Here is a 25,556-nt window from a genome sequence, read left to right on the forward strand (position 1 = left end):
TCCTCTTTTGTAATGTCAACATTGGTTTTGATATTGCAACTGTTAGTGCAGCTGGGCACATCAGTTGTCAGATGCGTCCGCTTCATTCACAGTAAATACTTGGCGCTTTTTAGCCATTTCATCACTTGCCAGATATTCATCATAGGTAGTGATCTTGTCAATCAATGTACCATTTGGAAGGATTTCCATGATACGGTTGGCTGTAGTTTCTACGAACTGATGATCATGAGAAGTGAAAAGGATCACACCTGGGAATTTGATCAGTCCGTTATTCAGTGCAGTAATGGACTCCATATCCAGATGGTTGGTAGGCTCATCCAGAAGCAGGATATTGGCACCGGAGATCATCATTTTGGAAAGAAGGCAGCGAACCTTCTCACCACCAGAAAGAACACGGACACGTTTTACACCGTCTTCTCCTGGGAAAAGCATACGTCCAAGGAAGCCTCGGACATAGGTAGCGTCCTTGATCTCAGAATACTGGGTCAGCCAGTCCGTGATGGTCAGATCATTATCAAACTCCTGGGTATTATCCTTAGGGAAGTATGCCTGGGAGGTGGTAATGCCCCATTTATAATTACCGGAATCAGGCTCCATCTCTCCGGTAAGGATCTTGAAGAATGTGGTGATAGCAAGCTCATTGGCACCTACAAAAGCCACTTTGTCATTGCGCCCAAGAGTAAAGGAGATGTTGTCAAGGATCTTTACACCGTCAATGGTCTTGGAAAGATTTTCTACCATTAGTACCTCATTACCGATCTCACGATTTGGACGGAAGTCAATATATGGATACTTACGGCTGGAAGGACGCATATCATCCAGCTGGATTTTTTCAAGAGCACGTTTTCTGGAAGTAGCCTGTTTGGATTTGGAAGCATTAGCGCTGAAACGGGAAATAAATTCCTGCAGCTCTTTGATCTTTTCTTCTTTTTTCTTGTTTGCTTCTTTCATCTGCTTGATCAGCAGCTGGCTGGACTCAAACCAGAAATCATAGTTACCTGCATAAAGCTGGATTTTGCCATAATCAATGTCAGCAGTCTGGGTACACACTTTATTTAAGAAATAACGGTCATGGGATACCACGATTACCGTATTATCAAAATTGATCAGGAATTCTTCCAGCCACTCAATAGCAGGAAGATCCAGGTGGTTGGTAGGCTCGTCAAGAAGCAGGATATCCGGATTACCAAACAGTGCCTGAGCAAGAAGAACTTTCACCTTCAGGCTTCCGTTCAGGTCAGCCATCTGTGAATAATGGTACTCTGTATCTACACCAAGTCCGTTCAACAGGGTAGCTGCTTCGGATTCTGCTTCCCAGCCATTCATTTCTGCAAATTCACCTTCCAGTTCGCTGGCACGGATACCATCCTCATCTGTAAAGTCTTCCTTTGCATAAATGGCTTCTTTTTCTTTCATGATCTGATAAAGACGGGCGTTTCCCATGATTACAGTATCCAGTACAGGATAGGCATCATATTTGAAATGATCCTGCTGCAGGAAGGAAAGCCTCTGACCAGGTGTGATCACCACATCTCCTTTGGTGGGCTCCAGTTGTCCTGAAAGGATTTTAAGAAATGTGGATTTTCCTGCACCATTGGCACCAATCAGACCGTAACAGTTGCCTTCTGTGAATTTGATGTTTACATCTTCAAAAAGCGCTTTTTTTCCAACACGCAGTGTGATGTTATTTGCTGAAATCATATTTACCTCCGAATATAGTCGATTTGCTCACTGTTCTCTAGTATAGCCGATTTCCTTCCTATCGTAAACTGTGAATTTTGTAAGAATTATTTTGGTTTTTCTATGCATTTCTTTACAAAAAAATAAACCACTGCTATAATGTGTGAAAGCCTGACCTGGAAAACAGGGTAATTTACGAACGGAGTTGATAAAAAATGAAAACAGGACAGCTATATCTCACCGGGTTTATGGGGACTGGTAAAAGCACAGTGGCCAGATGCCTTTGCAGGTATTATAATATGAAGCAAATTGAGATGGATCGCCAGATCGAAGTGGAAGAAGGAATGAAGATATCCCAGATTTTTAAAGAGAAAGGGGAAGCGTATTTCCGCAAAAAAGAAACGGAATTTCTTGAGAAGATCCAGGATCAGGAAAATGTGGTGGTTTCCTGTGGAGGAGGAACAGTAATGCAGTCTCGAAATGTAGAGACCATGAAGAAAAATGGGAAAATAGTTCTTCTTACGGCTCAGCCGGAAACCATTTTAAGACGTGTGAAAAATAATCACGACCGCCCTCTTCTGGAAGGGAAAAAGTCCGTGGAGGCAATTAAAGAACTGATGGAAGCACGCCGCCCCAAATATGAGGCTGCTGCAGATTATCAGATAGCAACCGATGGAAAAAGTGACAGACAGATATGTGAGGAGATTATAAATGAATGGAATATTGGAAACCATAACTAATTGTATGGCTGCAAGCTTCTGGGCTGCACCGCTTCTTGCCCTTGTGGCCGGGATCATTACATCCTTTACCCCCTGCTCCCTGGCAACTGTGCCTATGCTGCTTACCTGTGTAGGTGCTTCCAAGGCAAGCCCCGGGAAGGCATTTAGGCTTTCTCTTGCTATGGCTGCAGGTATGGCAGTTACTTTTGGCGTATTTGGTTCTGTAGCCTCTGCAATCGGACATCATATGCATGAGGCAGGACACTGGTGGGCAGTGCTTATGGGAATTTTGATGGTTCTTATGGCACTTCAGGTATTTGGCGTGGTGAATGTGATCCCTCATATCCATTTTGATGAACATACCATGAAGAGAGGATATGCAGGAGCATTTCTCACAGGCGCTCTTGGAGGCTTGTTTGCTTCCCATTGTGCGATCCCGGTTATGGTGGCGCTTCTTGCACTTGTTGCGCGGCTTGGGAAAAGCACTGGCTGGGGGATCCTTCTTATGGTTTTATATGCACTTGGGCACAGCATTTTGCTCATCGCAGCAGGTACCAGTTACAGTTATGTAGAGAAGATGATGGAAAATCCAAAGTATGATACATGGAGTAAAAGAATCAGATATGTGTTGGGAACGGTCATATTATTTGTTGGTTTTGTGTTAATTTTTGGAGAAAAATAAAAAACCTTATAACTTTCATGAAAAAAATGACTTTTTTTTTAAAAAGCGTCAAATATATTTAGATATGTTGTTGAATTTTTCCTTTAAAGTTGTTATACTCGATTTGTCAGGGAGGAAAAGACAACTAAGGATCAACAACTAGAATGCAAATGCTAAAGAGAGAGGTTATAAAGGTATGTTTATTACGAGAGAGTGTGACTATGCAGTAAGAGTCCTTCGGGCGCTTGCAGGAGAAACACGTTTAAGTGTGAATGAGATTTGTGACAGGGAAGCTATTACAGCTCCTTTTGCCTATAAAATTCTCAAAAAACTCCAGAAAGCCGGAATCGTAAAAGGTTTCAGAGGCGTCCATGGCGGTTATACTTTGAATAAAGATTTAGGTTCTCTGACTTTGTTTGAGGTATACTATGCGATTGATCCGGACATGTATATTATCGAATGCCTTAATCCGAAAAATGAATGTGTCCGTAATGGCCAGGACGGAAGTGTATGTTATATGCACAAAGAACTGGCAGAGATCCAGGATGAACTGTGGCGTCTGCTGAAAAGAAAGCCCCTTGACCAGGTCCTGGGACTGACAGATTAAAACATGAATAAGAAACACCGGTATGCGGTCAGCCCCCGTTCACCGGTGCTTTTTTTCTTTCTTTTGTATCTTATAATATACAAAAAAAACAGAAACTAAAATAGAAATATGAGAAATTGTATGCTATAATAGTAAATGGAATTTTAGGCACTCAGATGTCTAGAAATAATATTTTTATAAATCTTTAAGGAGGAAAGATAAAACTATGGCAAGAAAGATGAAAACCATGGATGGAAACCATGCAGCTGCTCATGCTTCATATGCATTTTCAGATGTAGCTGCTATCTATCCTATCACTCCTTCATCTGTTATGGCTGAAGCCACTGATGAGTGGGCAACCCAGGGTAGAAAAAACATCTTCGGACAGGAAGTACAGGTAACTGAGATGCAGTCTGAGGCTGGTGCAGCAGGTGCTGTACACGGATCTCTGGCAGCAGGTGCCCTGACAACTACTTATACAGCTTCACAGGGTCTGTTGCTGATGATCCCTAACCTTTATAAAATCGCTGGTGAGCAGCTCCCGGGTGTATTCAATGTATCTGCCCGTGCACTTGCTTCTCACGCACTTTCTATTTTCGGAGATCATTCCGACGTTATGGCCTGTCGTCAGACTGGTTGTGCAATGCTTTGCGAGTCTTCCGTACAGGAAGTTATGGACCTGACTCCTGTTGCACATCTTGCTGCAATCAAAGGCAAAGTTCCGTTTATCAACTTCTTCGATGGATTCCGTACTTCTCATGAGATCCAGAAGATCGAGACATGGGATTATGAAGACCTGAAGGATATGGCTGATATGGATGCTATCCAGGCATTCCGTGATCATGCTCTTAACCCGAACCATCCATGCCAGAGAGGTTCTGCTCAGAACCCGGATATCTTCTTCCAGGCAAGAGAGGCATGTAACCCATATTATGATGCACTTCCTGCAGTTGTTCAGGAGTACATGGACAAGGTTAATGCTAAGATCGGTACAGATTACAAGCTTTTCAACTACTATGGAGCAGCTGATGCTGACCATGTGATTGTTGCTATGGGATCTGTAAATGATACAATCGAAGAGACTATCGATTACTTAACAGCAGCCGGCAGAAAAGTTGGTGTGATCAAAGTTCGTCTGTACAGACCATTTAGCGCACAGGCACTGGTTGATGCTATTCCTGAGACCGTTAAACAGATCACAGTTCTTGACAGAACAAAAGAGCCAGGCGCACTTGGCGAGCCACTGTACCTGGATGTTGTAGCTGCTCTTAAAGACAGCAAATTTGCAGGCGTTAAGATCTTCTCCGGACGTTATGGCCTTGGTTCTAAAGATACAACACCGGCTCAGATCGTTGCTGTTTATGACAATACAGAAAAAGAGAAATTCACAATCGGTATCGTAGATGATGTGACACATCTTTCCCTTGAGACAGGTGCTCCTCTTGTTACTACACCAGAAGGAACAACTAACTGTAAGTTCTGGGGACTTGGTGCTGACGGTACTGTAGGTGCTAACAAGAACTCCATTAAGATCATTGGTGACAACACAGACATGTATGCTCAGGCATATTTTGACTATGACTCCAAGAAATCTGGTGGTGTTACCATGTCTCACCTGCGTTTTGGTAAGAAACCGATCAAATCCACTTACCTGATCCACAAAGCAGACTTTGTAGCATGCCACAATCCTTCCTATGTTAATAAATATAACATGGTTCAGGAGCTGGTTGACGGAGGTACATTCCTTCTTAACTGTGCATGGGATATGGAAGGACTTGAGAAACATCTTCCAGGACAGGTGAAAGCATTTATCGCTAACCACAATATCAAATTCTACACCATCGATGGTGTGAAGATCGGTATTGAGACTGGCATGGGACCAACACGTATCAACACAATCCTTCAGTCTGCATTCTTCAAACTGACAGGTATCATTCCTGAGGATCAGGCAATCGATCTTATGAAAGCTGCTGCAAAGGCAACTTACGGACGTAAGGGTGATGATGTTGTTCAGAAGAACTGGGCAGCTATCGATGCTGGTGCAAAACAGGTTGTTGAGATCAAGGTTCCGGATAGCTGGAAAGATGCAGCAGATGAAGGCCTGCATATGACTCATGCTTCCGAAGGACGTCAGGAAGTTGTTGATTTCGTTAATAACATCCAGGCTAAAGTAAATGCACAGGAAGGTAATACACTGCCTGTATCTGCATTCAAAGATTATGTTGACGGTACTACACCATCCGGTGCTGCTGCATACGAGAAACGTGGTATCGCTGTAAATATTCCTGTATGGAATCCAGAGAACTGTATTCAGTGTAACAGATGTGCATATGTTTGCCCGCACGCTGTTATCCGTCCGGTAGCTCTTACAGAGGAAGAAGCTGCAAATGCTCCTGAGGGAATCAAAACATTACCTATGACAGGTATGAAAGAGTACAAGTTCACCATGACTGTTTCCGCACTTGACTGTACAGGATGTGGTTCCTGTGCAAACGTATGCCCTGGCAAGAAAGGTGCAAAAGCCCTTGCTATGGAGAATCTGGAAGCAAACATGGGAGAGCAGAAATACTTTGATTATGGAGTAACTCTTCCGGTTAAAGAAGATGTTATTGCGAAATTCAAAGAGACAACTGTTAAGGGAAGCCAGTTCAAACAGCCTCTGCTTGAGTTCTCAGGCGCTTGTGCTGGATGTGGTGAGACACCTTACGCTAAATTGATCACTCAGCTGTTTGGTGACAGAATGTACATTGCAAATGCTACAGGATGCTCCTCTATTTGGGGTAACTCTTCACCATCTACACCATATACTGTAAATGCCAAAGGACAGGGTCCTGCATGGGGCAACTCACTGTTCGAGGATAACGCAGAGTTCGGTTATGGTATGCTTCTTGCTCAGAAAGCTATCCGTGATGGCCTGAAAGCAAAAGTAGAAGATGTTGTAGCTAATGGCGACAACGCAGACGTTAAAGCTGCTGGCCAGGAATGGCTGGATACATTTGCATGTGGTGCTACTAACGGTGCAGCTACTGAGAAACTTGTAGCAGCTCTGGAAGCATGCGGATGTGACAAAGCGAAAGACATCCTTGCCCAGAAAGATTTCCTGGCTAAGAAATCCCAGTGGATCTTTGGTGGTGACGGATGGGCTTACGATATCGGATTTGGTGGTGTAGACCATGTACTTGCAAGCGGCCGTGACATCAATGTTATGGTATTCGATACAGAGGTTTACTCCAACACAGGCGGACAGTCTTCCAAGTCTACACCTACTGGTGCTATCGCTCAGTTCGCTGCAGGCGGTAAAGAGACAAAGAAGAAAGATATGGCTTCTATCGCAATGAGCTATGGTTATGTATATGTTGCTCAGATTTCCATGGGCGCTGACTTCAACCAGGCAATCAAAGCAATCGCTGAGGCTGAGGCTTATCCGGGACCGTCTCTGATCATTGCATACGCTCCATGTATCAACCATGGTATCAAGAAGGGTATGGCAAAGGCTCAGACAGAGGAAGAGCTGGCTGTTAAGTGTGGATACTGGCATAACTTCCGCTTCAATCCGGCTGCAGAAGGCAACAAGTTCAGCCTTGATTCCAAAGCACCGGATATGACAGATTATCAGGGATTCCTGAATGGAGAGGTTCGTTACAACTCCTTACAGCGTCAGAATCCTGAGAAAGCTGCCAGACTGTTTGCTAAGAACCAGTCTGAAGCAGCAGCTAGATATGAGTATCTGCAGAAGCTGATCACTCTGTACGGAACAGAGGAATAAGATCCTCGGGTGGCAATACCCCGCAGTACAGATGAAGAGGAATGAAATCCTTGGGCGGCAGTAGCCGCAATATAAATAAATAGTATAAACATAAGGTTAGGTGCTTTTACTGCGCCACTCCAATATATGTTTATCGTGTCGTAGCATAAAGTGGACCTGCGGCACTGCCTGATGAAGGTGGTGCTGTGGGTCTTTCTTGTTTTTGTGGATACAGTAAAATAATCATGGCAAATTTAAATATATTATTTGTTTTGGGTGCATTATGCAGAAAAAATATGTTTATATATCAGGGCTTCGTTTTCGGATTTCTCCCGGGCATTTATTATCTCTGTTATTTGCCAAACTCGCACTTACAGTGCTCAAACACGGCAAATAACAGAGAAATTAGCCCAGTCGAAATCTGCGAAAGCCTTGCATGATATATAACCAAGATTTTTTCTGTAATGCAACCAACAATACGATATAATTAATTTGTCAATGCTTATTTTACAGTATCTTTTTGTGTTTTTTGCGTGAATAGCGAGGTAGAAAAGAAGGAGGAATACAGGCAGGCGTCAGAATATGCAAAAGATTTAATGGCGAAAGTAAAGACCTATATTGCACAGACGATGAGAGTGGAAAAGATCAGTATATTTCAGATCGATGAAAATCTGAATGCTTTTTCCCAGGCGATATACCTATGCCCAGGAACGCAGCTTTGATGTTGCACAGCAGGCGGCAAAAAGCAAGGAGCAGCCGCAGGCAGAGGATATCCAGGATTTCAGGAAGAGGGCTGAGAAGCTTAAGATCATGAAAGATACCGGACTGATCAGCGAAGAGGAATTTGCAAAGATCAAGCAGCAGACTCTTTCTGAGTTGGATAAGGATTCAATGACCCAGTCCGCAAATAAGCCATTGTCAGCAGAGGAGATAAACGTATCAGCTCTTTTAGAAAGGATCTTTCTTTTCCTGGAGGATGGAAATTGGAAGATGGCTGATAAATATTGTGAGCGTGTGCTTGATCTGGATCCTAGGAATGCTCAGGCATATCTTGGAAAAATGATGGCAGAGCGGCATGTATATACGAAAGAACTGCTGGTGGATTGTGAAGAAACATTTTGGGGTGACAGAAATTTCAGCAAGGCGCTTCGTTTCGGGAATAAGGAATTTTCATCCGAATTAATGGAGATAAACAGCCAGATCTGCGATCGAGGGGTTCTAGGAAATTCCTGAATTTCAGGATGCAAAGGAAAAAATCACTATTTGTGAAGAAAAACTTCATAGAGAAGGAACAGAAGGAATGCTGGCGATTGGAGCAGATCGAACTGGAAGCAGATCTTGTGTTTGTTCCTGCAGAAAAATATAAAAAAGCATTAGATCAGCCATGGAGAATATGTGAAGTCATATGAGCAGCTGATTTCCCTTGATGATTATAAGGACAGCAAGCAAAAAGCAAAGGAAATATATGATCAGTATCATGTGCAGAAACTGGAAAATCTGCCGGACGTACCTGTAGGTGACAGCATTTTATTTGGCGCTTATGAACAGGATAATGATACATCTGATGGAAAAGAAAAAATTGAATGGATTATTCTGAAAAAAGAAAAGGACAGGGCTTTTCTGCTAAGTGAGGAAGAAGCAGAAGAATGCCTGCCTACCTCACAGGAAAAACAGGCTGAACCTACAGAATATGCTTTGGCGCAGGGAGTGTCAGCTGTGGAGAGAACAACAGATTTTGATTATGGTTACTGCAGCTGGTGGCTGCGTTCTCCGGGATTTTTACAAAAAAATGCAAATTATGTATCTGAAAGCGGAGTTACCAGTTTTTATGGTGCAGCTGTGGATAAACTGGACTTTGGTGTGCGGCCTGCAATGTGGATCAATATAACCGCTTCCTGAAATCTTAACTTTTTTTGAAGAATCCGGAACGTTGTTGCCTGGATCATGGAATTGTAATATAATGGGGAAGTTAAATTTGACTGGAATTATGGACTGGAGGTTATATTATGAGCAGACTGTCAATTGTCCTCCCCGCATATAATGAGGAACTGATGGTTGGGAAAACCTGCAAAGTATTAAAGGAAGAATTGGAAAAAGCAGGGATTGCCTATGAATTGGTTCTTGTGGATGACGGATCCAAGGATCGCACATGGGAAGAAATAAAAAAGGCCGGTTTTAAGGATGCAAATGTGGTGGGTATTCATTTTTCAAGGAACTTTGGAAAAGAGGCGGCTATCTGTGCAGGGCTTGCACAGGCAGAAGGGGATGTAGTAGCGGTGATGGACTGTGATCTGCAGCATCCGCCGGAAACGCTGCTTCAGATGTACGCACTGTGGCAGAAGGGCTATGAAGTGATCGAGGGAGTGAAGCTCTCCAGAGGCAAGGAAAGCGTGCTCCATAAGGAGTGTGCAGGCTTCTTTTATGGGATCATGTCCAAGGCTACCGGAATTGACATGAAGAATGCTTCGGATTTTAAGATGATGGATCGAAAGGTGGTAGACAGTATTTTGTCGATGCCGGAGCGGAATATGTTTTTCCGGGCCGAGTCTGCATGGGTAGGATACAAAACAACTACCGTTGGATTTTATGTTCAGGAGAGAGAAGCAGGTGAATCCAAATGGTCCACCTGGTCTTTGATCAAATATGCATTTACAAACATTGTGGCATTTACTACTGTGCCCCTGCAGTTTGTTACGATAGCAGGAACAGCATGCTTCCTTTGTTCACTGGTCCTTTTGATCTATTCTCTTGTGCAGTTCTTTGGCGGCCGGGCTGTGGAGGGTTATACTACTACGTTGATCGTGCTTCTTATGATCGGAAGTGCTGTGATGTTAAGCCTTGGCATTATAGGCTATTATATTGCCAAGATTTATGAAGAAGTAAAGAAACGGCCAAGGTATATTGTATCAAAGATATTACGTGGAACAGGAGAACAGCAACAGTAAAATGAAGGAACTGATCAAAAAATTATATAAGAATGATGTGGTGCGGTATGTCTTTTTTGGCGGCTGCACCACTATGGTTAATCTTGTAAGCTTTTATATCCTGCGTAAAGCAGGTACGGAACTGAATACAGCTAATCTTATTTCGATTATCCTTGCCATTCTTTTTGCCTATGTGGTAAATTCAAAATATGTATTTCAGGATAAATGTGAGACTTTGAAGGATCACATTAAGCCTTTTGGCAAGTTTATCGGAGCCAGGCTGGCAACTATGGTGATCGAGGTGGGCGGCGTGTGGCTTCTGGTAGAACAGCTTCATATGAATGATATGCTAGGGAAATTTGCCACCCAGTTTGTGGTACTTGTTCTGAATTACATATTCAGTAAATTCCTTGTGTTTACCACAGGAAAGAAGTAAGGAGAGAGAAAAGATGACAATAAATGAAACCATTGCTGCTGTCCGGCCGTTGGATCAGCAGATCATGGAAAAAGCAAAGAAACGATGGGACAGTATTGCAAAGCCTTTACATTCCCTGGGAAAGATGGAGGATCTGATCATACAGATCGCCGGGATCACCGGGAAATTTAACGTAGATATACATAAAAAAGCACTGGTTGCAATGTGCGCGGATAATGGTGTTGTGGAAGAGGGCGTGACCCAGACAGGACAGGAAGTGACTGCTATTGTGGCGGATAATTTTGTACGCGGTACTTCTACTGTATGCGTGATGTGCCAGGCGTGCGGTGTGGATATGAAACCGGTAGATATTGGTATGGTAACAGATGCATTAGCAAGAAGAGATCTGAAGGTTGCTTATGGCACCAGGAATATGGCAAAGGGTCCTGCCATGACAAGAGAACAGGCAGAGCAGGCGATCCGTGCCGGGATCGCTATGGCAGAAGAACTGAAAAGCCAGGGATACCAGATACTGGCTACCGGCGAGATGGGCATTGGTAATACTACCACCAGCAGTGCAGTGGCATCTGTTCTCTTGAATCAGCCGGTAGAAAAGATGACAGGCCGGGGAGCTGGGCTTTCCAGTGAAGGACTTTTACGGAAGATCCGCACCATAGAGAAGGCGATCCAGCTGAATCAGCCAGATCCGGAAGACCCAGTAGATGTGCTGGCAAAGGTAGGAGGACTGGACATTGCAGGACTTACCGGAGTTTATCTTGGAGGAGCAGCTCTTGGTATGCCGGTTGTTATGGATGGATTTATTTCCTGTGTGGCAGCTCTTGCAGCCAGGAAAATGTGTGAACTGGCAGGTGATTATATGATTCCTAGCCATATGTCAAAGGAACCGGCTTCCAGGCTTTTGATGGAGGCACTGGGAAAGGATCCGGTGATCTATGGAGACATGTGTCTTGGGGAAGGCACCGGGGCAGTAGCGCTATTTCCATTTTTGGATATGGGTGCAAAGCTTTACAATACGCTTAGTACCTTTGAGGATATCCATGTAGAACAATATGAAGAATTGAAATAGCCACATGGAGAAACGATGAACATGCTGAATATGAGGAACTTAAAATAATGCTGGTTTTGGTAACAGGAGGCAGTGGAAGCGGGAAATCTGCCTATGCAGAAGAAAAGATCCTGTCTTTTGGACAGGGAAAACGGATTTATATCGCTACCATGTTTCCTTTTGATAAAGAAAGTGATGCAAGGATCCTGCGGCACAGACAGATGCGTGCAGGAAAAGGTTTTGAAACAGTAGAAAGATATACGGATCTTAAGGGACTAAAGCTGGATCCGGACAGTGTAGTGCTTCTGGAGTGCATGTCCAATCTGACTGCCAATGAAATGTTTCAGGAAGAGGGTGCCCATGAAAGAACTGTGGAAGCAGTGATGGAAGGGGTAAAACATCTTCGTGACAGTGTACAGCATCTGGTGATCGTGACCAATGAAATTTTTTCGGAAACTGCCCAGTATCTGGGAGAGACCGCTCTTTATCAAAGCTATCTGGGAGAGATCAATTGTCAGATTGCCGGGGAAGCAGATGAAGTGACGGAAGTTGTATATGGGATTCCGGTATATCTGAAAGGAGGATGTGTACCTGATGAAAAAAATGTGGAATAATTTTAAGGCGGCGTTTGCTATGTATTCCAAGATCCCTATGCCTGTAACTGACTGGGATAAAGAAAATATCAAGTATATGTTCTGCTTTTTTCCATTTATAGGTGCAGTGATCGGGCTGATCACCTGGCTGGCAGGATATGCAGGGCAGTATTGTGGATACAATAGCAGCTTTGTGGCAGTAGTTCTCACTTTGATTCCTGTCCTTATTACAGGAGGGATCCATGTGGACGGCCTTCTGGACACATCAGATGCATTAAGCTCCTGGCAAAGCCGTGAGCGCAGGCTGGAGATCCTGAAGGATTCCAATGCAGGAGCTTTCGCGGTGATCACAGCAGGTATTTATTTCCTTACATGGTATGGGGCTTACAGTCAGATGTGGAGAAACGGCAAAGCGCTGCTGATCATGGCAATGGGCTTTATGGTTTCCAGGTGTTTTTCCGGGATCAGCGTGGTTACATTTCCAAAAGCAAGAAAAGATGGAACAGTGGCAGAGTTTTCAAGAAAATCAGAAGATATTACGGTTCGTAATGTGCTGGTCATTTATCTGGCAGTTTTGCTTGCTCTTATGGTACTGGTACAGCCTGTTTTAGGAATCCTGGCTTTTCTTGGCGCACTGGCGGTTTTTGTCTGGTATCATCATATGGCCATGAAATTTTTTGGAGGGATCACAGGGGATCTGGCAGGGTTTTTCCTTTGTACCTGTGAGGCCGGGATGTGTGTGATCCTGGCTATTGCCTCTAATTTTATATAATGAATAATAAAATAAAACCAGGGAGAAAGTAAATGGAATTGATCATCGGAGGGGCTTTTCAGGGAAAAAGCGATTATGCAAAAAAGCAGCATCCTGAAATTTGCTGGAAAGAAGGCAGAGATCTGGGCGCAGACGAGATTTTTACAGCATCAGGTGTTTTGAATCTTCATGAGTTTATACGAAAGGAAATGCAGGCAGGACAAGATCTGGAAGGATTTGGAGAGGAATTGATAAGAAGAAATCCAAATCTGATCCTTACTTCCTGTGAGATCGGCTATGGAGTTGTTCCTGTAGATGCTTTTGACCGGGCATACCGTGAGAAGACAGGAAGGATCTGCACTGTTCTTGCATCCTACAGCCGGAAAGTGACAAGGGTGATATGTGGAATAGGAACGGTGATCAAAGATGCTTGATTTGTGGCTGATTCGTCATGGGCAGACAGAGGGAAACAAATCCGGCAAGTACATTGGAGTGACAGATGAGTCTCTTTGTGTGGAGGGGATAGAGTTTCTTAAAACTCTTCAATATCCGGAAATAGATGCAGTGTTTGTAAGTCCTAAAAAGCGGTGTCTGCAGACTGCACAGATTCTTTTTCCGGAACATGAGGCGCATGTTATTCCGGAACTTGCAGAGTGTGATTTCGGAGAGTTTGAGAATAAAAATTATAAGGAACTGTCTGGTAATCAGCATTATCAGCAGTGGATTGATTCTAATGGGATGCTTCCGTTTCCAGGAGGTGAAAGCAGAGGGGCTTTTAAGAAAAGATGCTTTGACGGATTTGGAAAAGTAGTGCAGCAATGTATCAACCGTAAGATACTAAGAGCAGGTCTGGTAGTGCATGGCGGCACCATTATGAATCTTATGGAGGAATATTGCGATGAGCACAGATCATTTTATGAATGGCATGTAAAGAACGGAAAGGGTTTTCATGTAGTTCTTGATCCAGAAGCATGGAGTCAGGGAGATCGGCGGCTGATCCTAAAATACGCATATGAATGAGAGAAAGAAGGGGCTGTCGCACTAACGTGCGGCAGCTCATTTTATATATCCAACACAAAACGCCGAGCTTCGAAAAGCCCGGCGTTCGTGGTATAATCAGTTTATGCGACTAAACAAAATAATACAGAGGGATTATACCTCATTTTCGCTGTATTATCAAATCAAACTTCCGCTGGATTTAGAGATTTCTATTCCATCTGATGATCCAGTTCGTCTGGTAAGTGCCTTTGTGGAGGAAATGGACCTTTCTGAACTATATAAAACTTATGGCAGGATCAGAAAAAATCAGGCAACGCCGCGTCAGATGCTGAAACTCGTTATCTATGCAGCAATGAATCGAATCTACTCAAGTCGAGATATCCGAAAAGCATGTAAACGGGATATCAACTTTATGTATCTCCTTGAAGGAATGCCTGCTCCTGATCATGCAACGATTGCGCGTTTTATCTCCCTACATTTTTCTGCCTGCGCAAAGGTTCTGCTTGCCCAAATGTCAGATCTGCTCTATCTTCTTGGTGAGATTTCGGGAAAGACCATTTTTATTGATGGCACCAAGATTGAATCGGCAGCCAATAAATATACATTTGTATGGAAACGGGCTATTACGAAAAATCAGGCCCGGTTATACACAAAACTAACTTCTTTTGTGGCTGAATGCGAAGAACTCTATGGAATCAGGACCGTATACCATGACCAGATATCCATCCACACATTAAAACGGTTAAAAAAGCAGTTGTGCCGCGTCAAAGTACAGGAGGGAATTGTGTTCGTGCATGGAATTGGACGTAGAAAAACACAGTTGCAGAAATCCCTGGAACAGCTGGATCAATATCTGGAGAAACTAAAGGAATATACGAAAAAACTGTATACGCTTGGAGATAGAAACAGTTATTCCAAAACAGACCCGGATGCGACCTTCATGAGAACGAAAGAAGATGCGATGCTGAATGGACAGTTAAAACCTGCTTATAACATCCAGCACGGAGTGGACTCTGAATACATCACATGGATTGATATTAGCCCGCGTCCAACCGATACATGCACCCTGATCCCTTTTTTGAAAGATATGGAGAGTCACTTAGGATTTAAATATTCAGAAATCGTTGCAGATGCCGGATATGAAAGTGAAGAAAACTATCTTTTCATTGAGGGAAACGGACAGACCGCCTATATAAAGCCGCAGAACTATAAGATTTCGAAAACCCGAAAATATAAAAAAGACATCAGCAGAAGAGAAAACATGGAGTATCACGCAGACAGAGACAGCTATATCTGTCGGAATGGAAGGGAACTGACTGTTACAAATGAACGCAGAAGTAAAACAGCCAGCGGATATGTCAGTGTAAAAACTTATTACAGAAGTCCAGACTGTACCGGCTGTCCTTATAAAACGGAATGTATCAAAGGAAACAACTGCAAAACACCTATGGAAAAACGTAATAAAGTGCTGATGGTCTCGAAGACGATGAGTCAAAAACGTGCAGAAGATCTGGAACGGATCACAAGTGAGTATGGAACGATGCTCCGTATGAATCGCAGTATTCAGGCCGAAGGTTCATTTGCTGATGTAAAGGAAGACATGAATTTTCGAAGATATCTGTACCGAGGAAAAGCAAATGCACTGGCAGAGAGCATCCTTTTGGCGATGGGACGAAATATCAATAAGCTTCATTGCAAGATTCAGACCGGAAGAACGGGGAGTCATCTTTTTTCATTAAAGACAGCATAGATTTTAATGGTTGAAAACAAAACAGTTTGAAATCAGGCATGCCGAAAGGGATGTCTGGGAATGAACTGTGTTTATAAGGGATGGGGGCGAAATCACAACCGATTTCGCCCCCATTTGGGCATAAAGCAAGGCTGCCGCCCAGCAAAAAATATTTGCTAGTGCGACAGTCCCTTCTTGCACATTCCAACAAAAAAATTAAGAATATCAAAAAAATTTTTTGCGAGTTCCATTGAAATTTATACAAATTTATGATAAATTGATACTATAAAATATGGAGTATTCCTAAAAAAATCAGTTAAATAAAAAAGGAGGAGGTAAATATGCTTATTATTGGTAATGGAAGAATGATCACACGGGACAAATCTCACATATTCTTTGAAAATGGGGCAGTGGCCATAGATGGCAATACGATCCACATGGTAGGCAATACGGAAGAAGTAAAAAAGGCCTGTCCAGGGGCAGAATACATTGATGCAAAAGGTGGCCTGATCATGCCTGCATTTATTAATGCACATGAGCACATTTACAGCGCCTTTGCCAGAGGGCTTTCTATTAAGGGGTACAATCCATCTGGTTTTCTGGATATTCTGGATGGACAGTGGTGGACGATCGACCGGCATCTTACGCTGGAGCAGACCAGGCTCAGTGCTTATGCTACCTATATTGATTCCATCCGCAACGGTGTAACAACTGTTTTCGACCATCATGCCAGCTTCGGGCATATTACAGGATCTTTAAGTGCTATAGAGGACGCAGCCAGGGATCTGGGGATCCGAACCTGCCTGTGCTATGAGATTTCTGACCGTGATGGTATGGATAAGTCCAGAGAGTCTGTTATGGAGAACGTGAATTTTATCAAACACGCCCTGGCAGATGACAGCGATATGATCGCAGCTATGATGGGTATGCACGCATCCTTTACGATTTCTGATCAGACAATGGAGCTTTGTAATGAACTGAAGCCGGAAGGTGTTGGTTATCATATTCACGTGGCTGAAGGGATCTATGACCTTCATCAGTGCCTGAAAGAGCATAATAAGCGGATCGTGGACAGGTTATATGATTGGAATATCCTGGGACCCAAGACTCTTCTGGGACATTGTATCTATGTGAATGAGCATGAGATGGATCTTATCAAAGACACAGATACTATGGTTGTACACAATCCGGAATCCAATATGGGAAATGCCTGTGGATGTCCTCCTACTATGGAGATGGTACATAAAGGAATTGTTACAGGACTTGGAACAGACGGATATACCCATGATATGCTGGAGTCCTGGAAGGTGGCAAATATCCTTCACAAGCATAGCCTTTGCGATCCTAATGCAGCCTGGGCAGAGGTTCCCAGGATGCTGTTTGAGAATAATGCAGTGATCGCAGGTAGATACTTTAAGAAACAGCTGGGTGTACTGAAGAAAGGTGCTGCAGCGGATGTGATCGTAATGGATTATGATCCTCTTACACCAATGCGTGGGGACAATGTGAACGGTCATCTTCTGTTTGGTACAACCGGAAGAGATGTTGTAACAACCATCTGCAATGGAAAAGTGCTGATGAAGGACAGAGAAGTATTGGTATGTGATGTGGAGAAGGTGATGGCAGACTGCAGACAGTCTGCGAGAGAACTGGCAGATGATATTAACAGTGGGAAATAGGAGGCAGACGAATGAGTGATCTTATGACATGTATGTCCTTTGGACAGTTGATGGAGTGGATCCTGGAGGAAGAAAGATCAAGAGGAACTGTATTTGGAGTGCATAGGGCTTATAAGGCAGATCCTGGGAAAGGCGGAGAGATTTTTGGCAGAAAGCTGGAGAATCCAATTGGGCCGGCAGCCGGCCCCCATACTCAGCTTGCTCAGAATATTGTAGCTTCATATTATGCAGGAGCACGATTCTTTGAGCTTAAAACTGTGCAGAAGATGGATGGACAGGAATTGGCTTCCTGTATTAATAAGCCATGTATCCTTGCTGAGGACGAGGGATATAACTGTGAGTGGTCCACTGAGCTGACAGTACCGGATGCAATGGGAGAATATATTAAGGCATGGTTTCTGCTTCATGTAATGGCCAAAGAGTTTGAACTGGGAGGACAGGACGGATTCCAGTTTAATATTTCCGTAGGATATGATCTGGCAGGGATCAAGACTCCTAAGATCGATGCCTTTATCGAAGGCATGAAGGAAGCAAAGGATACCGCTGTTTTTAAAGAATGCCAGGAATGGCTTCTGGATCATACAGACCTGTTTCAGCATGTAAATGCAGAAGATATTAAGAGGATCCCATCTGCAGTCTGTAATTCAGCTACGATTTCTACTTTGCATGGATGTCCGCCAAAGGAAATTGAAAGTATTGCAGATTACCTGTTGAAAGAAAAGCATTTAAATACATTTATTAAATGCAATCCTACTCTTTTGGGCTATGAATTTGCCAGAAAGACTATGGATGAGATGGGATACGACTACATGGCATTTGGAGATTTCCATTTCCTGGATGATCTGCAGTATGGGGATGCTGTGCCTATGCTGACCAGACTGATAGAGCTTTCCGGTCAGCTTGGGCTTGAATTCGGAGTGAAGATCACCAATACCTTCCCTGTGGATGTGACCAGAGGTGAGCTTCCAAGTGAAGAAATGTATATGTCTGGGAAGTCTTTGTTCCCGCTGTCTATTTCACTTGCAGCAAAGCTTTCTGCACAGTTTAAAGGAAAGCTTCGGATCGCTTATTCAGGAGGAGCTGATTATTATAACATTGACAAGATCGTTTCCTGTGGTGTGTGGCCGGTAACAGTAGCTACTACTTTATTAAAACCAGGCGGATATCAGAGATTTACCCAGATGGCAGAAAAAGTAATGGAAAAGCCTTTGGAGAAATGGCAGGGTGTACAGGTGGAGAAGCTGTCTGCCCTTGCTGAAGAAGCGAAAAAAGATCACCACCATTTAAAGAGCATTAAGCCTCTTCCTGTAAGAAAGAGTGATCAGCAGGTTCCGCTTCTGGATTGCTTTTATGCACCTTGTCAGGAAGGATGTCCTATCCATCAGGATATTCCGGAGTATATCCGGCTGACTGGGGAAGGCAGATATAAAGAAGCTCTTGAAGTGATTCTGGATAAGAATCCACTTCCTTTTATTACAGGTACCTTGTGTGCACATAATTGTATGACAAAATGTACAAGGAACTTTTATGAAGAGCCGGTGGACGTGCGTGGAACAAAGCTGATGGCTGCCAAAAACGGATACGAAAGTGTGCTTCCATATGTAAAGGCGAAGGCTGCTATCAGTAAAAAAACAGCTGTTGTAGGCGGTGGACCGGCAGGTATAGCTGCAGCTTACTTCCTTGCAAGAGAGGGAGCGGATGTAACTATTTTTGAAAAAGAGGCACAGCTGGGCGGAGTGATCCGTTACGTGATCCCGGAGTTCCGTATTACAGACAGTGACATTGAAAAGGATCTGTCCTTCATAAAAGCACTTGGTGTGACAGTAAAGACAGGCAGGGCAATTGGTTCTGTTCAGGAACTGAAAGATGAAGGATTTGATTCTGTAATTCTTGCAGTAGGTGCACACAAACACGGCATTCTCTCTCTGGAAAAGGGAGAAGTCCGAAATGCACTTGAATTTTTAAGGGAATATAAAGAAAAAAATGGAGAACTTTCCCTTGGAAAGAATGTAGTAGTTATCGGTGGCGGCAATACTGCCATGGATACAGCAAGGGCAGCCAGCCGTGTGAAAGGCGTGGAAAAGGTTTCACTTGTATACAGAAGGACTAAGAGATATATGCCGGCAGCAGAGGATGAATTGCTGGAAGTTCTTGGTGAGGGTATTCAGTTCTGTGAACTTCTGTCACCTGTTAGTCTTGAAAATGGCAGCCTCCTCTGCAGAAAAATGGAACTGACCCAGGCAGACGAATCTGGCCGTGCAGGTGTAAAAGAAACGGATGAATGGATGCAGGTTCCAGCAGATACTGTGATTGCAGCAGTTGGTGAAAATGTACCCACAGAGTTTTATCAGGCAAATGGACTGGCTGTGAATGAAAAGGGCAGACTTCGCCTGAATACCCAGACCTGTGAGACAAGTGTGGCCGGGATTTATGCAGTAGGAGATGGATCCAGAGGAGCAGCTACCATTGTAGAGGGCATTCGTGATGCTCAGTTAGCAGCAAAGGATATCTTGAAAAAAGACATCGTAAGTCAGCATCCGGATCAGGGAACAAATGAAGATTGCTATAAAAAGAAAGGTATTCTTTGTGAAAAAGCACAGGCTTCATCCGAGGCAGACAGATGTCTGGATTGCAGCAGGGTTTGCGAGAATTGTGTGGATGTATGTCCAAACAGAGCCAATATTTCCATTCATGTGCCTGGCATGGAGAAAGACCAGGTGATCCATGTTGATTATATGTGTAATGAATGCGGGAACTGCGGCACTTTCTGTCCATATGCAAGTGCACCATATAAAGACAAGTTTACTTTATTTGCCAGTGAAGCTGACATGGCAGACAGCAAAAATGACGGATTTACTGTACTGGATCATGAGAATCGGATCTGCAAAGTCCGTTTTCTGGGTACAGAAAAGCAATGCAAGGCAGACGATCCGGAGGATCCATTGTACGAAAACCTTAGAAAACTGATACTTGCAGTGATTTGTGATTACAGTTATCTGATTCCGTAAAGTAGATCGTTCAGGTTCCGGAAAATATGGGAGGGATCTATGTACCGTTTTTATGTAAATGGAAAGGAATATCAGGAGGAAGGCGATGGGAAGCTGCTTCCTTTCCTGAGAAATGTATGTAAATTAAAATCAGTAAAAGACGGATGCAGCGAAGGCGCCTGTGGTACCTGCCATGTCCTGATCGATGGTAAGCCCATGAAAGCCTGTGTCCCCAGACTTTCCAAGCTTGAAGGAAAGCATATCCTGACTGTGGAAGGTCTAAGTGAGCAGGAAAAGGAGATTTATGTAAGAGCCTTTGGGGAAGCAGGTGCCGTGCAATGCGGTTTTTGCATTCCTGGGATGATCATCAGTGCAAAAGGGCTTTTAGACAAAAATCCGGATCCTTCCAGAGCAGATGCTGCAGATGCCATCAAGAATAATATTTGTCGCTGTACAGGTTACAAAAAGATCATTGACGGGATCCTTCTTGCAGGGAAATATTTGCGGGAAGGGCTTCCAGCCACTCCTTCCTATACTTGGAAGATGGGAGAGAGAGTTCCAAGGATTGATGTACAGGAAAAGGTACTGGGAACCGGTAAATATCCGGATGACCTGGAGTTTGAGGGAATGATCTATGGAAGCGCCCTTCGGGCAGCTTATCCCAGGGCACGGGTTCTTGCTATTCACACAGAGGAGGCAAAGGCACTTCCAGGAGTGATCGATGTTTATACAGCAGAAGATGTTCCAGGCAATGTTAAAACCGGACATCTGAAAAAAGACTGGGATACATTGGTTCCGGTGGGACGGCTGGTTCATTATTTGGGAGACGCGGTTGCCCTTGTGGCAGCCCGCACACCGGAGATCCTTGAAGAGGCCAAAAAACTGATCCGTGTAGAGTATGAAGAGCTTCCTATGGTTAAAGACCCATATCAGGCTATGAAGCCGGAAGCACCTAAGGTTCATGAGTCAGAAAAGGATAATCTTATGGCTCACTGGCATGTACACAGGGGGAATGCAGATCAGGCGATTGCACAGTCTGCCTATGTGGTGAAAGACAGTTTTCAAACACCATGGACAGAGCATGCCTTTTTGGAGCCGGAGTGTGCAGTGGCAGTTAAGGATGAAGATGGCGGTGTGACCGTTTATTCTACGGATCAGGGCGTTTACGATACACAGCAGGAATGTATGACTGTTCTGGGACTCCCGGCAGAAAAGGTTCGTGTACGGAATATGCTGGTAGGCGGAGGATTTGGCGGCAAGGAGGATGTGACTGTTCAGCATCATGCTGCCATGATCGCTTATCTGTCCGGTTATCCGGTAAAGGTTAAGCTTACCAGGGCAGAAAGTATCCTGATCCATCCAAAGCGCCATCCTATGGATATGGAGTTTACGCTGGGGTGTGATGAAAATGGGATCATCCAGGGAGTAAAGGCAAGTGTGATCGCAGATACAGGAGCATATGCCTCTCTTGGCGGACCAGTGCTGCAAAGAGCCTGTACGCATGCATCCGGGCCATACAATTATCAGAATTTTGATATTGATGGTAAAGCATATTATACCAATAATCCTCCGGCAGGTGCTTTTCGAGGGTTTGGTGTGACCCAGACCTGTTTTGCAATTGAAATGCTCCTTACCAAAATGGCAGAGAAGGTAGGGATCAGTGACTGGGAAATCAGGTACAGGAATGGAATACGGCCGGGACAGGAGCTTCCTAATGGTCAGATCGTGGATGCATCCACTGGCCTTTGTGAAACACTGGAAGCAGTAAAGAAGGTATATGATGAACATCCAGGTGCCGGCATTGCCTGTGCTATGAAGAATGCGGGTGTAGGCGTGGGGCTGCCAGACTGGGGCAGATGCAGACTGCTTGTAAAGAACGGGCGTGTGGAGATCCACGCAGGAGCATCCTGCATCGGACAGGGGGTAGGCACTGTTCTGGTGCAGCTGGTATCAGAGCATCTGGGACTTCCAAGAGAAAAGATCTGTTACAGTGGGTCAGATACCTATAGTGCACCGGATTCAGGTACTACCTCTGGTTCCAGGCAGACTCTTGTTACAGGAGAAGCTTGTATACGAGCCTGTGAAAAAATGAAAAAAGCTCTGGAAGGAACAGATCTTTCTAATTTGGAAGGCAGTGAATATATAGGTGAATATTTGGCGAAAACAGATCCTATGGGAAGTGATCTGAAGAATCCGGTTTCCCATGTGGCTTATGGATATGCTACCCAGGTATGTATTTTGAATGAGGACGGAATGGTGGAAAAGATCGTAGCTGCCCATGATGTGGGAAAAGCAGTGAATCCATTGTCTGTGGAAGGGCAGATCGAAGGCGGTGTGATCATGTCTTATGGATTTGCACTTACAGAAAAATATCCTCTTACAGATTGCAAACCAACAGCCAGATATGGTACACTGGGATTACCAAAAGCAAACAAAATACCTTTGGTAGAGAGTATTATTGTAGAGAAAAAAGGGCTGAATGTAGCAGGAGGGGCCATTGGAATAGGAGAGATCACATCCATACCAACAGCACCGGCTATTGCAGCAGCCTACTATCATTATGATGGAAAGTTCAGGACGTCCCTTCCTCTTTCTGATACTCCCTATGAGAGGAAGAAATAGAAGCAGATAAAGAGCCAATGGCGGTTCCTGAAATAGCAGGGAGCTGTCTGGCTCTTTTAAAATATTAACAAAGCTATGAAAAAAGAAGGTGAAGCTTATGATCGGAAAAAGTGTACCAAGAGTGGATGCTTACGACAAGGTGACCGGAAGAGCCAGGTTTACAGATGATATGATTCTGAATCACTGTCTGGTTGCAAAGGTTTATCATGCTACCATCGGAAATGGCAGGGTAATTTCCATTGACACCAGTGAAGCTGAGGCTTTGGACGGTGTGGTAAAGGTTGTAACATTTAAAGATGTGCCCACACATCCTTACCCTACACCAGGGCATCCATGGTCTGTAGAAACTGCACATCAGGATGTGTCAGACCGTAATCTGCTTACCGGACGTATACGGTATTATGGAGATGATATTGCAGCGGTTGTAGCAGAGGATGAAGTGACAGCCTCCAGGGCTTTGCGGCTGATCAAGGTGGAATATGAAGAATATCCTGTGCAGATCCATCCAAGAGAGTCCATGAAAGGAAGTAATCCTCCGATACACCAGGAGAAAAAGGATAATATCCTGGCACATTCAGATTATGAAATTGGAGATGTGGATAAGGGGATGAAGGATGCGGCAGTTGTAGTGAAAGCTAGCTATAAGACACCTATTATACAGCATTGTCATATTGAGAATAATATTTCTTATGCTTATATGGAAAATGGCCGGATCGTAGTAGTATCCTCTACCCAGATCCCGCATATTGTGCGCAGGGTGATCGGTCAGGCACTGGGAATCCCGTGGGGGAAGGTACGAGTGATCAAACCCTATATTGGCGGTGGCTTCGGCAATAAACAGGATGTGCTGTATGAGCCTTTAAATGCCTTTCTTACGATGGCTGTAGGAGGGCGTGCTGTAAAGCTGGAGCTTACAAGAGAGGAAACCTTTGTAAATACCAGAACAAGACACTCCATAGAGTATGATCTGGCTGCTGGAGTGGATGAAGATGGCCACTTGATAGCAAAGGATATGCATGCTTATTCTAACCAGGGTGCCTATGCTTCCCATGGACATGCCATTGTAGCTAACGGGCTTACCGCCTGGCGCCTTCAGTATGGCTGTCCTAATGTGCGGGCAGAGGGATATACCATTTATACCAATACACCTGTAGGTGGTGCTATGCGTGCTTATGGGATTCCACAGGCAAATTTTGCCATGGAATGTTTTATGGATGATGTGGCATATGCCATCCATATGGATCCATTGGAATTCAGAAAGAAGAATCTGATCAAGGGCTTTTACCAGGATGCATACCTGAAGCCTATTGCAGCTCATTCTAACGGTATTTTTGAATGCCTGAAAAAAGGCGCAGAATTTATCCACTGGGAAGAAAAAAGAAAAGAATATGCTAACCAGACAGGCAATATCCGAAGGGGAGTGGGAATGTCCCTGTTTTCTTATAAAACAGGAGTATGGCCTATTTCCCTGGAAATCGCAGGAGCCAGAATGTCTCTGAATCAGGACGGCAGCGTGCAGCTTCAGGTAGGCGCAACAGAGATCGGACAGGGTGCAGATACGGTATTTTCACAGATGGCAGCAGAGACGCTGCATATGGAGCTGGAGAATATCCATATCACTTCTGTGCAGGATACAGATGTTACACCTTTTGATACAGGTGCCTATGCATCCAGGCAGTCCTTTGTAACAGGGACAGCAGTGAAGGAATGTGCCCAGCTTTTGAAGGAGAAGATCCTTGCTTATGCCAAGACGCTTCTTCCTGAGGCTGTGGGTACGCTAGAACTGGATCATGGATATATCCTGGAGAACGGAGAGAAGGTGCTTTCACTTGAACAGCTGGCACTGGAATGCTATTACAGCCTGACGAATTCCTCTGTAATTACAGCAGAGGTTTCAAGACAGGTAAAGAAAAATACCCTTGCCACAGGCTGTGGGTTTGCAGAAGTGGAAGTGGATATGGCTTTAGGAAAAGTAAAAGTACTGAATATTATTAATGTACATGATAGTGGGAAGCTGTTGAATCCCCAGCTGGCTTCCATGCAGGTTCAGGGCGGGATGTCCATGGGTATGGGATATGGTCTGTCTGAGCAGCTGCTTCTGGATGAAAAGACAGGACGTCCTTTGAATGCCACTCTTCTGGATTACAAAATGATGACCATGATGGATACGCCGGATCTGACTGCAGGTTTTGTAGAGATGGACGATCCGGAAGGCCCATATGGCAATAAAGCACTGGGTGAGCCGCCTGCTATTCCTCCGGCGCCAGCTATTCGCAATGCAGTACTTCATGCAACCGGTGTAGCATTTAATGAGAATCCGCTTACGCCTCAAAGGCTGATCGAAGCCTTCCAAAGGGCAGGACTTATACCAGTTGTGGGATGATTGAGGAGGACTGAAAA

The 25,556-nt window shown here is 44.2% G+C and carries 20 protein-coding genes; 19 read left to right on the forward strand and 1 reads right to left on the reverse strand.

Going from position 1 to position 25,556, the window contains the following annotated elements:
• Window positions 1–60: 60 nt before the first annotated feature.
• The gene (locus G5B11_RS01955) at window positions 61–1,701 is read right to left on the reverse strand and encodes an ABC-F family ATP-binding cassette domain-containing protein (protein WP_158422425.1); all 1,641 of its coding nucleotides are present in this window, start codon (window positions 1,699–1,701) and stop codon (window positions 61–63) included.
• A 194-nt stretch (window positions 1,702–1,895) separates the two neighbouring features.
• Between G5B11_RS01955 and G5B11_RS01960 the strand changes: the two genes are divergently transcribed.
• The 19 genes from G5B11_RS01960 to xdhA all read left to right on the forward strand — a co-directional run bounded on the left by G5B11_RS01960 (window position 1,896) and on the right by xdhA (window position 25,539).
• Window positions 1,896–2,420, forward strand: coding sequence for a shikimate kinase (locus G5B11_RS01960; RefSeq protein ID WP_173726685.1), 525 nt, complete (start codon window positions 1,896–1,898; stop codon window positions 2,418–2,420).
• Window positions 2,392–3,081, forward strand: a complete 690-nt coding sequence (locus G5B11_RS01965; protein WP_158422423.1) for a cytochrome c biogenesis CcdA family protein — start codon at window positions 2,392–2,394, stop codon at window positions 3,079–3,081. The genes G5B11_RS01960 and G5B11_RS01965 overlap by 29 nt, the downstream gene beginning before the upstream one ends.
• Before the next feature lie 175 nt (window positions 3,082–3,256).
• On the forward strand, window positions 3,257–3,667 hold the full coding sequence (locus G5B11_RS01970) for an RrF2 family transcriptional regulator (RefSeq protein ID WP_158422422.1): 411 nt from the start codon (window positions 3,257–3,259) through the stop codon (window positions 3,665–3,667).
• Between the two features lie 205 nt (window positions 3,668–3,872).
• A complete protein-coding gene (gene nifJ / locus G5B11_RS01975) occupies window positions 3,873–7,412 on the forward strand; it encodes a pyruvate:ferredoxin (flavodoxin) oxidoreductase (protein ID WP_173726686.1) in 3,540 nt (1,179 codons plus the stop codon).
• Window positions 7,413–8,066: 654 nt separating this feature from the next.
• Complete coding sequence (locus tag G5B11_RS01980) at window positions 8,067–8,624, forward strand: hypothetical protein (RefSeq protein WP_173726687.1); 558 nt, start codon at window positions 8,067–8,069, stop codon at window positions 8,622–8,624.
• Between the two features lie 32 nt (window positions 8,625–8,656).
• Window positions 8,657–8,800 (forward strand): hypothetical protein, encoded by a 144-nt coding sequence (locus tag G5B11_RS01985; RefSeq protein WP_173726688.1) that lies wholly within the window; start codon window positions 8,657–8,659, stop codon window positions 8,798–8,800.
• Complete coding sequence (locus G5B11_RS19385; RefSeq protein WP_173726689.1) at window positions 8,787–9,290, forward strand: DUF6273 domain-containing protein; 504 nt, start codon at window positions 8,787–8,789, stop codon at window positions 9,288–9,290. The genes G5B11_RS01985 and G5B11_RS19385 overlap by 14 nt, the downstream gene beginning before the upstream one ends.
• A 107-nt stretch (window positions 9,291–9,397) precedes the next feature.
• Window positions 9,398–10,336, forward strand: a complete 939-nt coding sequence (locus G5B11_RS01995; RefSeq protein WP_173726690.1) for a glycosyltransferase family 2 protein — start codon at window positions 9,398–9,400, stop codon at window positions 10,334–10,336.
• Between the two features lies 1 nt (window position 10,337).
• On the forward strand, window positions 10,338–10,751 hold the full coding sequence (locus G5B11_RS02000) for a GtrA family protein (protein WP_158421565.1): 414 nt from the start codon (window positions 10,338–10,340) through the stop codon (window positions 10,749–10,751).
• Between the two features lie 13 nt (window positions 10,752–10,764).
• Window positions 10,765–11,817 (forward strand): nicotinate-nucleotide--dimethylbenzimidazole phosphoribosyltransferase, encoded by a 1,053-nt coding sequence (gene cobT / locus G5B11_RS02005; RefSeq protein ID WP_173726691.1) that lies wholly within the window; start codon window positions 10,765–10,767, stop codon window positions 11,815–11,817.
• A gap of 47 nt (window positions 11,818–11,864) precedes the next feature.
• Entirely contained in the window at window positions 11,865–12,410 is a 546-nt protein-coding gene (locus tag G5B11_RS02010) for a bifunctional adenosylcobinamide kinase/adenosylcobinamide-phosphate guanylyltransferase (protein ID WP_173726692.1), read from the forward strand.
• Entirely contained in the window at window positions 12,391–13,161 is a 771-nt protein-coding gene (gene cobS, locus G5B11_RS02015; protein WP_173726693.1) for an adenosylcobinamide-GDP ribazoletransferase, read from the forward strand. Before G5B11_RS02010 ends, cobS begins: the two co-directional genes overlap by 20 nt.
• Before the next feature lie 32 nt (window positions 13,162–13,193).
• Entirely contained in the window at window positions 13,194–13,574 is a 381-nt protein-coding gene (locus G5B11_RS02020) for a bifunctional adenosylcobinamide kinase/adenosylcobinamide-phosphate guanylyltransferase (protein WP_173726694.1), read from the forward strand.
• Window positions 13,567–14,160 carry a histidine phosphatase family protein gene (locus G5B11_RS02025; RefSeq protein WP_173726695.1) on the forward strand — a complete coding sequence of 198 codons (594 nt, stop codon included), beginning with the start codon at window positions 13,567–13,569 and terminating at the stop codon, window positions 14,158–14,160. Before G5B11_RS02020 ends, G5B11_RS02025 begins: the two co-directional genes overlap by 8 nt.
• A gap of 103 nt (window positions 14,161–14,263) precedes the next feature.
• A complete protein-coding gene (locus tag G5B11_RS02030) occupies window positions 14,264–15,889 on the forward strand; it encodes an IS1182 family transposase (RefSeq protein WP_173726696.1) in 1,626 nt (541 codons plus the stop codon).
• 320 nt (window positions 15,890–16,209) lie between these two features.
• Entirely contained in the window at window positions 16,210–17,547 is a 1,338-nt protein-coding gene (ssnA, locus tag G5B11_RS02035) for a putative aminohydrolase SsnA (RefSeq protein WP_173726697.1), read from the forward strand.
• 11 nt (window positions 17,548–17,558) lie between these two features.
• A complete protein-coding gene (gene ygfK, locus G5B11_RS02040; protein ID WP_173726698.1) occupies window positions 17,559–20,555 on the forward strand; it encodes a putative selenate reductase subunit YgfK in 2,997 nt (998 codons plus the stop codon).
• A gap of 39 nt (window positions 20,556–20,594) precedes the next feature.
• Complete coding sequence (gene xdh / locus G5B11_RS02045) at window positions 20,595–23,156, forward strand: selenium-dependent xanthine dehydrogenase (RefSeq protein ID WP_173726699.1); 2,562 nt, start codon at window positions 20,595–20,597, stop codon at window positions 23,154–23,156.
• 97 nt (window positions 23,157–23,253) lie between these two features.
• A complete protein-coding gene (gene xdhA, locus G5B11_RS02050) occupies window positions 23,254–25,539 on the forward strand; it encodes a xanthine dehydrogenase subunit XdhA (protein WP_173726700.1) in 2,286 nt (761 codons plus the stop codon).
• Window positions 25,540–25,556: the final 17 nt, after the last annotated feature.

This window comes from Blautia glucerasea, from assembly GCF_013304385.1.
In the GTDB taxonomy this organism is placed as follows: domain Bacteria; phylum Bacillota; class Clostridia; order Lachnospirales; family Lachnospiraceae; genus Blautia_A; species Blautia_A ammoniilytica.